Source organism: Lysobacter yananisis (assembly GCF_031199375.1).
GTDB lineage: Bacteria > Pseudomonadota > Gammaproteobacteria > Xanthomonadales > Xanthomonadaceae > Lysobacter > Lysobacter yananisis.
In genome coordinates, this window is record NZ_CP133568.1 from 1,999,048 (window position 1) to 2,012,779 (window position 13,732).

15 protein-coding genes are annotated in these 13,732 nt (G+C 70.2%); 3 read left to right on the forward strand and 12 right to left on the reverse strand.

Going from position 1 to position 13,732, the window contains the following annotated elements; all coding sequences use genetic code 11:
• The 3 genes from RDV84_RS08415 to aroE form a co-directional block, all read right to left on the reverse strand.
• Positions 1-255 (reverse strand): YkgJ family cysteine cluster protein, encoded by a 255-nt coding sequence (locus RDV84_RS08415; protein ID WP_309153067.1) that lies wholly within the window; start codon positions 253-255, stop codon positions 1-3.
• 11 nt (positions 256-266) lie between these two features.
• Positions 267-611, reverse strand: a complete 345-nt coding sequence (locus RDV84_RS08420; protein ID WP_309153068.1) for a hypothetical protein — start codon at positions 609-611, stop codon at positions 267-269.
• Positions 612-681: 70 nt separating this feature from the next.
• A complete protein-coding gene (aroE, locus tag RDV84_RS08425) occupies positions 682-1,551 on the reverse strand; it encodes a shikimate dehydrogenase (protein WP_309153069.1) in 870 nt (289 codons plus the stop codon).
• Positions 1,552-1,600: 49 nt separating this feature from the next.
• On the opposite strand from aroE, the gene RDV84_RS08430 reads away from it, so the two are divergent.
• Complete coding sequence (locus RDV84_RS08430) at positions 1,601-2,506, forward strand: TolB-like protein (protein WP_309153070.1); 906 nt, start codon at positions 1,601-1,603, stop codon at positions 2,504-2,506.
• Between the two features lie 35 nt (positions 2,507-2,541).
• On the opposite strand, the gene RDV84_RS08435 is transcribed toward RDV84_RS08430, so the two are convergent.
• The 9 genes from RDV84_RS08435 to RDV84_RS08475 all read right to left on the reverse strand — a co-directional run bounded on the left by RDV84_RS08435 (position 2,542) and on the right by RDV84_RS08475 (position 11,022).
• Positions 2,542-3,120: a hypothetical protein gene (locus tag RDV84_RS08435; RefSeq protein WP_138885438.1), complete on the reverse strand. Its 579-nt coding sequence runs from the start codon at positions 3,118-3,120 to the stop codon at positions 2,542-2,544.
• A 9-nt stretch (positions 3,121-3,129) separates the two neighbouring features.
• On the reverse strand, positions 3,130-4,122 hold the full coding sequence (gene hemB, locus RDV84_RS08440) for a porphobilinogen synthase (protein WP_057949469.1): 993 nt from the start codon (positions 4,120-4,122) through the stop codon (positions 3,130-3,132).
• A 287-nt stretch (positions 4,123-4,409) separates the two neighbouring features.
• A complete protein-coding gene (locus tag RDV84_RS08445) occupies positions 4,410-5,453 on the reverse strand; it encodes a sulfate/molybdate ABC transporter ATP-binding protein (protein WP_057949468.1) in 1,044 nt (347 codons plus the stop codon).
• 15 nt (positions 5,454-5,468) lie between these two features.
• Positions 5,469-6,326, reverse strand: coding sequence for a sulfate ABC transporter permease subunit CysW (gene cysW / locus RDV84_RS08450; protein ID WP_057949467.1), 858 nt, complete (start codon positions 6,324-6,326; stop codon positions 5,469-5,471).
• The gene (gene cysT, locus RDV84_RS08455; RefSeq protein WP_057949466.1) at positions 6,319-7,182 is read right to left on the reverse strand and encodes a sulfate ABC transporter permease subunit CysT; all 864 of its coding nucleotides are present in this window, start codon (positions 7,180-7,182) and stop codon (positions 6,319-6,321) included. Before cysT ends, cysW begins: the two co-directional genes overlap by 8 nt.
• Before the next feature lie 349 nt (positions 7,183-7,531).
• Complete coding sequence (locus RDV84_RS08460; RefSeq protein ID WP_082644723.1) at positions 7,532-8,533, reverse strand: sulfate ABC transporter substrate-binding protein; 1,002 nt, start codon at positions 8,531-8,533, stop codon at positions 7,532-7,534.
• A gap of 73 nt (positions 8,534-8,606) precedes the next feature.
• Complete coding sequence (locus RDV84_RS08465) at positions 8,607-10,058, reverse strand: OprO/OprP family phosphate-selective porin (RefSeq protein ID WP_309153071.1); 1,452 nt, start codon at positions 10,056-10,058, stop codon at positions 8,607-8,609.
• Between the two features lie 200 nt (positions 10,059-10,258).
• The gene (locus tag RDV84_RS08470; RefSeq protein ID WP_309153072.1) at positions 10,259-10,510 is read right to left on the reverse strand and encodes a hypothetical protein; all 252 of its coding nucleotides are present in this window, start codon (positions 10,508-10,510) and stop codon (positions 10,259-10,261) included.
• Entirely contained in the window at positions 10,507-11,022 is a 516-nt protein-coding gene (locus RDV84_RS08475; protein ID WP_078997193.1) for an RrF2 family transcriptional regulator, read from the reverse strand. Before RDV84_RS08475 ends, RDV84_RS08470 begins: the two co-directional genes overlap by 4 nt.
• Before the next feature lie 211 nt (positions 11,023-11,233).
• Between RDV84_RS08475 and RDV84_RS08480 the strand changes: the two genes are divergently transcribed.
• On the forward strand, positions 11,234-12,100 hold the full coding sequence (locus RDV84_RS08480; protein WP_250448792.1) for an ABC transporter permease: 867 nt from the start codon (positions 11,234-11,236) through the stop codon (positions 12,098-12,100).
• Positions 12,097-13,647 carry a dipeptide ABC transporter ATP-binding protein gene (locus RDV84_RS08485; protein WP_309153073.1) on the forward strand — a complete coding sequence of 517 codons (1,551 nt, stop codon included), beginning with the start codon at positions 12,097-12,099 and terminating at the stop codon, positions 13,645-13,647. The genes RDV84_RS08480 and RDV84_RS08485 overlap by 4 nt, the downstream gene beginning before the upstream one ends.
• Positions 13,648-13,732: the final 85 nt, after the last annotated feature.

Consider the following 13,732-nt stretch of genomic DNA (forward strand, 5'->3'; position numbering starts at 1 on the left):
CTAAGGCGCGGTCGCCCGATCCAGTTCCAGCAGCCCCGCGAGCGCCTGCTCGCGCGATTGCCCGCACATCTCCGCCTGCGGCTGCAGGGACCCGCAAAAGCGCGGCCGCTCGGGCCGGCCGAACAGGCGGCAGCGCAGCTCGTCGTCGAGCTGCACGCACGGAATCCCGGCCGGTTTGCCGTGCGGCATGCCCGGGATCGGCGAAGTAATCGAAGGCGCGATGCAGCAGGTGCCGCAGCGGTCGCGGCACTGCATCGGCGCGCCGCTCAGACCGGCGACGGCGGGCGCTTGGCCAGCACCGCGGCGATCAGCAGGCCGGTGGACACCAGCGAGATCAGCACGTGCGCCACGCCGATCACGCTGTGGCCCAGCGAGGTGGAGCTCGCGCTGATGCCGTCGGCCATCGCCCGGTAGATCCAGACCTGCCCGAGCAGGCTCAGCGCCTGGCCGAACACCAGCAGCGCGAAGGCGGCCACCGCATAGGTCGCGCCGACGCCGATGCGCCGCCGCCACGACAGGCACAGCACGATGCCGGTGATGTAGGCGAGCAGGCTCGGCGTCATGAACGCCGCCTGGGACAGGATGGCGGGCAGCCAGTCGTTGAACGTCATGCGCGGCTCCTTGCCATGGGCGCGGCGAAGATGGGGGTTCGGTCGAATGCGGCGGCGAACGCTGCCGGCATCAGTCCGCGGTCACCAGCGTGCCCGCGCCCTGGCGCAGCAGCGCATAGACCGGATCGGTCTCCGGACGGCGGCGATGCCAGCGCTCGAAGCTCTCGGCGGCCTGCTCGACCAGCATGCCGAGGCCGTCGATGCGGTCGTGCGCGCCGGCGACCTTGGCCCAGGCCAGGAACGGGATCGCGGCTTCGCCGTAGCTCAGGTCCACGGCCGCGGTGCGCGGCGTGGCCAGGCTCATCGGCAGGCTCGGGAACTCATGTTCGCGCGCGGCCGAAGTGGCGTTGACGATGAGGTCGAAGTTGCCGAGGTTGCCGACGTCGTCGAGATAGCGCGGATGCACGCGGCCGGGCTGGCCGAGCGTGTCGGCCAGCGCGTCGGCGCGCTCGCCGGTGCGGTTGACGATGAACAGGTCGCCGATGCCGGCGTCGAGCAGCGCCGGCGCGACTCCGCGCGCGGCGCCGCCGGCGCCGATCAGCAAAGTGCGGCGCTCGCGCAGGTCCAGGCCGTGGCGTTCGGTGAGGTCGCGGATCAGGCCGACGCCGTCGGTGTTGTCGCCTTCCCAGCCGGTGGCGCTGCGGATCAGGGTGTTGACCGCGCCGGCGCGGCGCGCGCGCTCGCTCAGGTGGGTGCAGATGCTGGCGGCGCGGGTCTTCAGCGGCAGGGTGATGTTGGCGCCGAGGCCGCCCTCGGCGGCGAACTCGGCCAGGGCCACGTCGAAGCGCTCGGCGGCGGCGTCGATCGCCGCGTATTCCAGCGCGATCCCGAACTGGCGCGCGAAGTGCGCGTGGATGCGCGGCGACAGCGAGTGCGCGACCGGATGGCCGAAGACCGCGAAGCGCAGGACCGGGCTGGACGAACTGGAGTCGATCGACATGGGCGCGCCTCGTTAGACTGGTGACCCTTCCGATGGGAGCAAGACGCGCATGCGCCACGCCAGGGTCTGGTGGATTCCGAGTGTACTCCTCGTCTGCGCCGTAGCCAGCCCGCCGGCCGCGGCCCTGAACGAATTCGGCATAGAAGGCATGGGCGTGGTGTCGACGCCGCACAGCGAAGTGCGTGCGAGCGTGAGTCCCGACGGCCGGCGCATCGTCTGGGGCAGCGACCGTCCCGGCGGCCCGGGCGGGCGCGACCTGTGGCAGGCGACGTTGGTCGACGGCCGCTGGCAGAACCCCGAGCCGTTGCCGATCAACAGCGCGGCCAAGGACTACGACCCGATGTTCAGCGGCGACGGCCGCTGGTTGTATTTCTTCTCCGACCGTCCCGGCGGGCTCGGCGGCGAAGACCTCTATCGCGCCGCGGTGCGGCCCGACGGCGGCTACGGCCCGGCCGAGAACCTCGGCCCCGGCGTCAACACGCCGGGACGCGAGTGGGCGCCGGCGCCGAGCCGCGACGGACGCCACCTGCTGTTCGCCAGCGACGGACGCGGCGGCGCCGGCCGCCAGGATCTGTGGATCGCGCGCTGGGACGGCCAGGCGTTCGTCGATCCGCGACCGGCGCCGGGCATCAACACCGCCGCCGACGAATTCGACGCGACCTGGCTCGGCGACGGCCGCGCGATCGTGTTCACCCGCTCCGACGACGTCAACGAACAACCGGTGCGGCTGTACGTCGCGCAATGCGACGGCAAGCGCTATGGCGAAGCGGTGCCGCTGGGCTTGTCGTTCAACACCGCCGAAGGCTTCACCTACGGACCGGTGATCGACTGGAACAAGCCCGGCGAGATGCTGCTCAACGGCATGGCCAAGGCGCCGAAGGCGGGCAAGCAGGACATCTACCGGATCGCGGCGCCGGCGGTGACGGGGAAGGATGGATGCGTTGACCGTCGATAGAAGCAGCGACGCTCACACCAAAGGTTTTCCCGGTGTCACGCTTCGTCTCTTAGGGCCTTGTTGAGTTTTGTCACAGCCAATTGCATGCGAACGCTCCCTTCTTCATCGTGCCAAACAATGGTTGATGTCGGAGCGCAAAGAGCAGCAATGATCTTGCATGCCAAAAGAGCTTCTTCGCGAAGATAGTTTTTACCGATACTCCAGCTCTTCGAGTTGAAGTGAAGTAGATCGTGTCTGGTTGAGTCGATTTTGCTAATCGCCGCTTCAAATTCGACTTTCTGTTCGATAGCGAAATGAATAGGATGGGGATTGTCTGTCTTCGATAGCTTTTGGTAGAGCCCGGTCAAATTGTCCATGTACGGCAATGGGCTGGGTTCGTTTGTGCTCCAGGCTTCTAGCATTTTCTTTGCGGTACCGGGCTTCTGCACGAGAAGGGAGTCGCCATGTCTCAGGGCCAAAACAAGTGCGCCTTGCAAGCCGGAGTGCAGGGCGACCACAAACCATTTCCAGTACCTTTCATCTGAAAGGCTTAGTAAGAAAAAGATCGAAGCTAGCTCAACGGACGATATCGCATCAGATTCTGTGTCATATCTGATGTAATCGGCTTGCTTCATTGTCCGGCCTCAGCCCGCCTCGCGCATCCACTGCGCCGCATCCAATGCGAAGTAGGTCAGCACCCCGTCGGCGCCGGCGCGCTTGATCGAGGTCAGCGCTTCCATCACGCAGCCGCGTTCGTCGAGCCAGCCGTTGCCGATCGCCGCGCGCAGCATCGCGTACTCGCCGCTGACCTGGTAGACGAAGGTCGGCGCGCCGAATTCGTCCTTGGCCCGGCGCACGATGTCCAGGTACGGCATCCCGGGCTTGACCATGATCATGTCGGCGCCTTCGTCGAGGTCGAGCGCGATCTCGCGCATCGCTTCGTCGCTGTTGGCCGGGTCCATCTGGTAGGTGTACTTGTTGCCCTTGCCGAGCGCGCCGGCCGAGCCGACCGCGTCGCGGAACGGGCCATAGAAGCTGGAGGCGTACTTGGCGCTGTAGGCCAGGATGCGGGTGTGGATGTGGCCCTGGCTTTCCAGCTCGGCGCGGATCTGGCCGATGCGGCCGTCCATCATGTCGCTCGGCGCGACGACGTCGGCGCCGGCGGCGGCGTGCGACAGCGCCTGCTTGACCAGGGCTTCGACGGTTTCGTCGTTCATGACGTAACCGCTGTCGTCGATCAGCCCGTCCTGGCCGTGGGTGGTGTAGGGGTCGAGGGCGACGTCGGTGATCACGCCCAGGTCCGGGAAGCGCTGCTTGAGCGCGCGCACCGCGCGCTGGCACAGGCCGTCGTCCTGCCACGCGGCTTCGGCGGTCAGCGACTTGGCTTCCGGCGCGGTGACCGGGAACAGCGCCAGCGCCGGCACCCGCAGTTCGCTGGCGCGTTCGGCCACGCGCAGCAGTTCGTCGATCGACAGGCGCTCGATGCCGGGCATCGAGCCGACCGGGGCACGGCCGTCGAGTTCGTGGACGAAGACCGGGTAGATCAGGTCGTTCGCGGTGAGGACGGTCTCGCGCATCAACCGGCGCGAGAAGTCGTCGCGGCGCATCCGCCGCGGGCGGGTGTAGGGGTAGCTCATGGCGGCCTAGTCTACTCCCGCGCGGGGCGGGGGCCTGCGGCCGAGGGTCGCGGATGGGTGGGACAGCGCGTTGCGTCAACCGGATGCCGCGGATGCGGCAAAGCGCCCTGTAGGAGCGGCGCGAGCCGCGACCAACCGAAACGGTTTATGTAAGCGTCGGCGCCCGGAGCCTGCGGCGATCCCCAGAATCGCCCATGAGGGCTTGGAGGGCCGGTTTTCCGGTGGTTGCGCTTGCGTACGTCGCTTCGGTTGGTCGCGGCTTGCGCCGCTCCTACAGGAGGCTTCGGCTAGTCCGAGTAGACGCGGTAGCGCAGCGGCCGCACGTGGACGAGGCTGCCCGACGCCGGCGTCACCGCGTCCGGGGTCGCCACCAGGTCCAGCTCCAGCGGCCGCGCCTGGCCTTCCACGTTGAGTTCCAGGGTGATGCGCTCGGCCAGCCGGTGAGAAGACAGCACCCGCGCCGGCAGCCCTTCGCCTTCGCCGACCAGGCCGATGTCGTGCGGGCGCACGTACAGCCGCGCGCGGCTGCGGCTGTGCAGGTCCACCGGCAGGCGCAGGCCGTGGCCGTCGACGGACAGCTCGCCGCCTTCGGTCTGGCCGTCGATGACGTTGGCGCGGCCGATGAAATCGAACACGTAGGCCGAGGCCGGCGCGCTGTAGATCTCGTCGGGCGTGCCGATCTGCTCGATCCGGCCGTCCTTGAGCACGACCACGCGGTCGGCCAGTTCCAGCGCTTCTTCCTGGTCGTGGGTGACGAACAAGGTGGTTTGGCCGGTCTGGTCGTGCAGGCGGCGCAGCCAGCGCCGCAGTTCGACCCGGACCTTGGCGTCGAGCGCGCCGAAGGGTTCGTCGAGCAGCAGCACGGTCGGGTCGATCGCCAGCGCGCGCGCCAGCGCCACGCGCTGCTTCTGCCCGCCGGACAACTGCTCCGGATAGCGCGAGCCCAGTTCGGGCAACTGGATCAGCCCCAGCAGTTCGCGCACGCGCGCGGCGATCGCCGCCTTGTCCGGCCGCCGCGCGCGCGGCCGGCTGCGCAGGCCGAAGGCGATGTTCTCGGCCACGGTCATGTGCTTGAACAGCGCGTAATGCTGGAACACGAAGCCGACGTTGCGCTCGCGCAGGCTGAGCCGGGTGGCGTCGGTCTGGCCGAACAGCATCTGCCCCGAATCGGGTTGCAGCAGGCCGGCGATGACCCGCAGCAGGGTGGTCTTGCCCGAACCCGACGGGCCGAGCAGCGCGACCAGTTCGCCCGAGGCGACGTCCAGGTCGACCGCGTCGAGCGCGGCCACGTTCGCGTAACGCTTGGCGATGGCTTTGAGATGAAGGTCCATTCGGTATCCGCTCGATCAATTGCGCCGGTGCGATTGCGCCAGCGCATCGCCGTGCCGCGTTTCCAGCCACAGTTTCACCACCAGCGTCACCAGCGCCAGGCCGGCCAGCAGCGAGGCCGCCGCGAACGCCGCCGCGGCTTCGCCGCCGAGTTGCTTGTACAGCACTTCCACATGCAGCGAGAGGGTGTTGGTGCTGCCCATGACGTTGCCCGAGACCACGGTGACCGCGCCGAACTCGCCCATCGCCCGCGCGCTGCACAACAGCACGCCGTACAGCAGGCCCCATTTGATGTTCGGCAGGGTGACCTTGAAGAACATGGTCCAGGCGTTGGCGCCGAGCGAGCGCGCGGCGAGTTCCTCGTCGCTGCCTTGTTGCTCCATCAGCGGGATCAGCTCGCGCACCACGAACGGGAAGGTCACGAACAAGGTCGCCAGCACGATCCCGGGCGTGGCGAACAGGATCTTGAGGTCGTAAGCGTTCAATACGTCCTTGAGGAAGCCGTGGGTCGGGCTGAACAACAGCACCAGGCACAGGCCGGCGACCACCGGCGAGACCGCGAACGGCAGGTCGATCAGCGACAACAGCGCGCGCTTGCCGCGGAACTCGAAGCGGGTCAGCGCCCAGGCCGCGAACACGCCGCAGACCGCGTTGACCGGCACCACGATCGCCGCGGTCAGCAGGGTGAGCTTGAGCGCGGCGACGGTGTGTTCCTCGGCGACCGCGTTCCACCACACCGCAAGCCCGCTGCCGAACGCCGCGCCGAGCAGGGCGAACAGCGGCAGCACCACCACCAGCAGCATGATGGCCGCGGCCAGGCCGATCAGCAGCCAGCGCACCCAGGCCGGTTCCTGCAGGTGGTCGCGCTCAGCCATCGCGGCGGTTCCCGTGGGCGAACAGGGTCGAGGCGGCGTTGATCGCCAGCAGGCAGGCGAACGACATCAGCAACAGCAAGGTCGCCAGCACGATCGCGGCGGGCACGCCGCCGTCCTCTTCCAGGCGGATGGTGATCAGCATCGGCGCGATCTCGGTCTTCCACGGCAGGTTGCCGGAGATGAAGATCACCGAGCCGAATTCGCCGAGCGCGCGGGCGAAGGCGAGGGCGAAGCCGGTCAGCAGCGCCGGCAGCAATTCCGGCAGGATCACCCGCCGCAGCGTGGTCAGGCGCGAGGCGCCGAGCGAGATGGCGGCTTCTTCCTGCTCGCGGCCGAGCGCTTCCAGCACCGGTTGCACCGTGCGCACCGCGAACGGCAGGCCGACGAAGATCAGGGCGATGACGATGCCGGTGAAGTTGTTGACCAACTGGATGCCGAACGGCTGCAGCAGTTGTCCGACCCAACCGTTCTCGTCGTAGATCGCCGCCAGGGTGATGCCGGCGACCGCGGTCGGCAGGGCGAACGGCAGGTCGACCAGCGCGTCCATCAGGCGCCGGCCGGGGAAGCGGTAGCGCACCAGCACCCAGGCGATCAGCGCGCCGAACAGCAGCGCGGCGACCGCGGCGACGAACGACGCGCCGAAGCTGACCTTGAGCGAGGCGATCACCCGCGAATCGGAAATCGCGCGCGCCCAGCCGGCCCAGCCGAGCCCGCCGGAACGCAGGATCAGCGCCGCCAGCGGCAGCAGCACGATGAGGCCGAGCCAGGTCAGGCCGATGCCGAGGCCGAGCCCGAAACCGGGCAGGGGACGGCGCCAGCGACCGGAGGCCGGCAATGGGAGGGCTTGCTCGCTCATGTGGCGGTGGGCGGCAGAAGTTTTGAGGGACGCAGGGTGGCGACGCTATCGCGGTTTCCCGAACCGGTGGAAATGCGCGTTGGTTGTTTCGAGGTGCGCGATGGCGATATGGGGTCTGAGTCGGAGATGGCCGGGAAGTTCCGTACGGTGAATGGGCGGCGCCTGGTGGAAGAACCAGGCTGTTGTGGGGGGGCTTCAGGCCCGAAGCTTGTTTCAGATCGCCATGACCTGAGAGAAAAGCTTCGGGCCTGAAGGCCCTCCCACAACAGCACAACCCGGCTTCGACAGACAGCGAGCCGCGGCCGCGCCGGCTCTCGCACGCCGGCGCGGCCGCGGTCTCAGGCGGAACTCACTTGGGCTGGTAGATCTTGTCGAAGAACCCGCCATCGGAGAAATGCGCGGCCTGCGCCTTCTTCCAGCCGCCGAACGCGCCGTCGATGGTCACTTGCTTGACCGCCGGGAACTTGGCCAGCTCCGCCGCCGGCACCTTGTCGGGTTCGGCCGGGCGGTAGCCGTGCTTGGCCGCCAGGCGCTGGCCTTCGGGGGTGTAGAGGAAGCGCAGGTAGGCCTCGGCCTGCTTGCGGGTGCCGTGCTTGTCGACGTTCTTGTCGACCCAGGCCACCGGCGGCTCGGCCTTGATGCTCAGGCTCGGCACCACGATCTCGAACTGGCCGCGGCTGTTGGATTGATCCAGCGTCAGCAGCGCCTCGTTCTCCCAGGCGATCAGCACGTCGCCGATCTTGCGGTCGACGAAGGTCGTGGTGGAGCCGCGCGCGCCGGTGTCGAGCACGGGCACGTTCTTGAACAGCTGGGTCAGATACCCGGTGACCTTGTCGCCCTCGCGGAACTTGGTCGAGGCCCAGGCCCAGGCCGCCAGGTAGTTCCAGCGCGCGCCGCCGGAGGTCTTCGGGTTGGGGGTGATCACGCCGACGCCCGGCTTGATCAGGTCGTCCCAGTCCTTGATGCCCTTCGGATTGCCCTTGCGCACCAGGAACACGATGGTCGAGGTGTAGGGCGAGCTCTGGTGCGGCAGACGCTTCTGCCAGTCGGCCGGCAGCTGCTTGGCGTTGGCGACGGTGTCGATGTCGCCGGCCAGGGCCAGCGTCACCACGTCGGCCTCCAGGCCGTCGACCACGGCGCGCGCCTGCTTGCCCGAGCCGCCGTGCGAGGTGCGGATGTTGAGCGTCTCGCCGGTCTGCTGCTTCCATTGCGCGGCGAAGACCTGGTTGACCTCGGCGTAGAACTCGCGCGTGGGGTCGTAGGAGACGTTGAGCAGTTCGGCGTCCTTGGCCGCGGCGGTGCCGGCGGCGAGCGCCACGCTGAGCAGAACCCATCGGAATGCGGTTTTCATCGGTCGATCCTCTGCGAAGTGGCGTAAGTCCAATACAGCGTGTGGGGCGGTCGCGGCGTGGTGCGGCCGCGCATCAGAACGCGAGCTGGGCGCGGGTGAAGAACGCCTTTTCGTCTTCGCGGTCGCGGCCGTTGGCGGCGCCGCCGTCGAATGCGGTCTGAGTGTAGTTGGCGACCAGTTTCAGGTTGGCGGTGAGGTACCAGTTCAAGCCCAGCCCCCACGATCGCGCCGCGGCGGCGACCGCGTTGGGATCGGCGAAGCGCGGGAACGCGGCGTCGTCGATCTCCAGGCGGCCGTAGCGCGCGACCAGCTCGAACGCGCCCCAGCCTGCACTACCCACGGTAAAAGGTTGGTTAGGCCGGGCGACGCCGCGGTAGCCGGCGTCTTCGCCGGTGAGCACCAGGCCGGCGGTGAGCTGCCAGGCGCGGTGGTCGAGTTCCTCGCGCGCCGCGCCCACCCGCACTTCCTGGCTGGAGCTGACGTATTCGCCGAGCAGGCCGAAGGCGTTGCGGTAGAAGTACAGCTGCGGCGACCAGCGCTTGCTCGCGCCGTCGGCGAGCACCGTGCTGCGGTAGTTGAAGAACTGCGACTGCCCCGGCGTGCGGTAGCGCGGCAGGACATTGTTGCCGCTGCCGGCGCGGTCGCCGGCGCTGGCGCCGAGGCCGAAACCCAGGCCCTGCAGCGCGCCGCCGGCGTTCTTCCACGGTTCCAGGAAGATCCGTCCGGCGTATTCGAACTCGTTGTCGGGATTGGCGGTCGGGCTGTCGCGGCCGTCGACCGCGCCGTTGAACACGCCCAGCGCGTAGGACACGGTCGAACCGGCGAACTCGCCCTGCAGCTGCAGGCCGAGGTCGCGGTTGGGGGTGAGCTCGGAGGCCAGGCCCAGTTCGATCAGCCCGGTGGAACCGCTGGACTGCAGCCGCTCCAGGCCGACCGGACTCTTGAACTTGCCGACCCGCAGCGTCGCGCGCGGATCGAACTTGAGGTCGAGGTAGGCGTCGTTGATGGTGGCGCTGTCGCCGGCGAACTCGGGCAGGATCCGGAAGCCGACCAGCGAACCCCAGCTGCCTTCGATGCTCGGCTGGATCCGACGCCACAGGAAGGTGTCGTTCTGCGGCGCTTGCGAATCGCCGACGAAGAAGCGGCCGTCGGCCTGCAGCAGCGCCTTGAACTTGACTTCGACATCGCCCGGCGGCGGCGACTTGATCGACAGCCCCTTGCTCGCGCTCAGCGCCACCGTCGGCGTGCTGGCGGCCTTGGCCGCGCTGTCCTCGGCCTGCAGTTCGAGCTTGCGCTCGATGATGCGCAGGCGCTGGTCGAGATCGGCCAGGCCTTCGCCGCCGGCGTCGGCCGGCGCGGCGGTGCCCAGGCGCTGTTCGATCGCCTTGAGCCGTTGCGCCAACTGCTCGACCGTGAGTTCGGCCGCGTGCGCCGGCAGGCCGGCGGCGCAGGCCAGCGCGGCCCACAGCGGCGCGGCGGTCAGGCGCGCGAACGGGCGCGGTCGGCGGCGAACCTGGATTGGCATCGGTGTGCTCCTTTCATCGAAAACGGTGGAAGGGCCCGGTGGCGCGGACCACGGAACTGGCAGAAAAAACAACAAAGGTGTTCCCGATAGAAACCGCAGCCGCCCCCAGGCGTCCCCACGATCTCCCCAATAACAAAAGTCTTCGAGTACCCGCGCCCACCCCCCGGCGGCCGCGCTCTCAGTTCAACAACAGCGCCCCCTCACCCCCACGACTCCCCCGCCACCGTCACCTCCACCCGCTCGCTGCGGGTGATCTCGACGATCCGCGCGCCCTGCACCACCACCTCGATCCGTCCCGCGGCGAGTCCGCGCAGCGCCTGCAACAGCACGAACTCGCTGTCGCTGAGGTTGACGATGTTGATCTCCGGCTCCGGCGCGCGCCCGGCTTCGTAGCGCACGGTCGACACCTGCGCGTCGGCGCGCTTGCCGGAGGGCTTGCGCGCCCGGCTCACCGGCCGCCTCCGGGCTCGCCGGACAGGAAGGTGGCGTCGAGCAGGGCCGGGTCGATCGCCGCCGCGCCGAAGTCCGGCGCCAGCGCCAGCTCGCGCAGGCTGCGCCGGTCGAGCACGTGCGAGAGCGCGTCGCGGGCCTCGCGCATCAGCGCGCGCAGGCTGCAGGCGTCCGGGTCGGCGCAGTCGGCGCAGGGCTGGTAGGCGCTGACGCTGGCGCAGCGCACCGGCGCCAGCGGGCCGTCGATGGCGCGGATGAGGTCGCCGACCATGATCTGGTCGGCCGGCCGCGCCAGGGTGTGGCCGCCCTTCTGCCCGCGCCGGCTGTGGATGAAGCCGGCCTCGCGCAGGTCCACCAGGATCGATTCGAGGAACTTGCTCGGCGCCCCGCTGTGCTCGGCGATCGCCTTCGCCTGCAGGCGGCCGTGGCGCACCGCCGGCGCGGTCCGCCCGCTCTCGGCGCGCGCCAGCGCGCACATCGCGCGCAGGGCGTACTTGGCCTTCATCGTCAGCATTTCCCAGTCACCATGTAGGAAATGTGGCGCGGCGGGGCCGGGCGGGGGAAAAGGTATTGGGTGATGGGGATATGACGGGTGGGAATGTGGCGGGTGGGACCCGGGGACCCGGGACCCGGGACCCGGGACCCGGGACCGCATCCAGCCTCTGGGTCCCGGGTCCCCGGTCCCCGGTCCCGAACGTCGAAGCCAAACCGTTACGATGCCCCCGATGCGATTCGCCACTCCCCTGCCTCCGCTCGCCCGCACCTGCCTGACCGTGCTGGGCCTGCTCGCCGCCGCGTGCTGGCTGGGGCCGTGGCTCGGCCGCTACGGGCCGGTGCTGCCGGACTGGGAGGCGCTGTCGGCCGCGCCGGGCACGGCCGGGCACTGGTTCGGCACCGACGCCATCGGCCGCGACGTGTTCGCCCGCACCCTGGCCGGCGGGCGCCTGTCGCTGGGCATCGGCCTGCTCGCCAGCGTGGTCGCGCTGGTCATCGGGCTGGGCTACGGCGCGGTCGCCGGGCTCGCCGGCGGCTGGGTCGAGCGCTGGATGCTGCGCGTGCTCGACGTGTTCTCGGCGCTGCCGTTCCTGCTGGTGGTGATCCTGCTGCTGACCCTGTTCGACCGCTCGTTGTGGCTGTTGCTGGCGGCGATCGGCGGCTACGTCTGGATCGACCTGGCCCGGGTCATGCGCGCGGAGGCCGCGCGCCTGCGCGAGGCCGCGTTCGTACTGGCCGCGCAGGCCGCCGGCGCCAGCTTCGGCCAGCGCCTGCGCTGGCACGTGCTGCCCAACTTACTGCCGCTGGCGCTGGTCTACCTGGGCCTGATCCTGCCGCAGGCGATTTTGGTCGAGAGCTTCCTCGGCTTCCTCGGCCTGTCGATCGACGAGCCGTCCTCGAGCTGGGGCGGCCTGCTCGCCGAGGGCGTGCAGGAACTCGACAGCGCGCCGTGGACCTTGTTGTTCCCGGCCGGCTTCCTGGTCGCGACGTTGGCCGCGTTCCAGTTCCTCGGCGACGGCCTGCGCGACTGGCTCGACGTGCGCGGCCAGGCGCAGGCGCGCGGCGACGGGCCGGCGCCCGAGGCCGCGGCGGCATGAGCGCGCTGCTGGAACTGCGCGAACTGCGGGTGTCGCTGCCCGGGCGCGAACTGCTCGGCCCGCTCGACCTGGAACTGCGCGCCGGGCAATGCCTGGGCGTGGTCGGCGAAAGCGGCAGCGGCAAGAGCCTGACCGCGCTGTCGCTGCTGGGCCTGTTGCCGCCGCCGCTGCGCGCGCAGGGACGGTTGCGCGTGGACGGCGCGGACATCGCCTTGGCCTCGCCCGCGCACGCGCGCCTGCGCGGCCGCACCCTGGCCTGGGTGCCGCAGGACCCGCTGGCTTCGCTGCATCCGCTGCGCCGGGTCGGCGCGCAACTGGTCGAAACCCTGCGCGCGGTGCGCGGTTTGCCGGCCGGCGACGCGCAGCGGCAGGCGCAGTCGCTGCTCGAACGCGTGCAACTGCCCGAACCGGCCGCGGCGCTGGCGCGCTATCCGCACCAGTTCTCCGGCGGCCAGCGCCAGCGCATCGCCATCGCTTTGGCGCTGGCGACCGAGCCGCGCGGGTTGATCGCCGACGAACCCACCTCGGCGCTGGACGCGCGCATCGCCCGCGACATCCTCGACCTGCTCGACCGCCTGCGCCGCGAGGACGGACTGGCCCTGCTGTTGATCAGCCACGACCTGCCGCTGGTCGGCGCCTACGCGCAGCGACTGCTGGTGCTGCGGCGCGGCGCGGCGATCGAGCGCGGCGACGCCGCGCAGGTGTTCGCCGCGCCCGCGCAGGCCTACACCCGCGAGCTGATCGCCGCCGACCGGATCGCGCCGCTGCCGGCGCCCACCGCCGCCGACGCGCCGGTGCTGCTGCGCGGCGAGGGCCTGCGCATGCGCTACCCGCGCGCGCCGCGCGCCGCGTTGGACGGGGTCGACATCGAATTGCGCCGCGGCGAAGGCCTGGCCCTGGTCGGCGAGAGCGGCAGCGGCAAGAGCACGCTCGGCCGCGCGTTGCTGCGGCTGTTGCGCGGTGCGCAGGGGCGGGTGGTGTTCGACGGTGTCGACCTGGCGATGCTGGACGCCGCCGCGCTGCGCCGCCTGCGCGCGCGCACCGGCGTGGTGTTCCAGGACCCTTACGCCTCGCTGGACCCGCGGCTGAGCGTCGCCGAGATCGTGGCCGAGCCGCTGCGCATCCATCGCCACGGCGATGCCGGCGCGCGCCGCGCCCGCGCCGCCGAACTGCTGCGCGCGGTCGGTCTGGACGAGGCCATGCTCGAACGCTACCCGCACCAGTTCTCCGGCGGGCAGCGCCAGCGCATCGCCATCGCCCGCGCATTGGCGACGCGGCCGCAGCTGTTGGTCTGCGACGAAGCGGTGTCGGCGCTGGATGCGCACCATCGCGCGGCGGTGCTGCAGTTGCTGGCGCGGCTCAAGCGCGAGCACGGGCTGGCGCTGCTGTTCGTCACCCACGACCTGTCGGCGGCCGCCGCGGTGGCCGAGCGCATCGCGGTGCTGGAGGCGGGGCGGATCGTCGAGTCCGGCACGACGGCGCAGGTGCTGGCGGCGCCGGCGCACGCGCATACGCGGGCGTTGCTGGCGGCGCGCGCGACGTTGTGAAGTTAGCGCGCAGCGGCCGGATTCCGGCGCTGCATCGATGCCGGGGCGGTCGCGCCGCTCGCGCGGAACGCCTGCGTGGATCGGG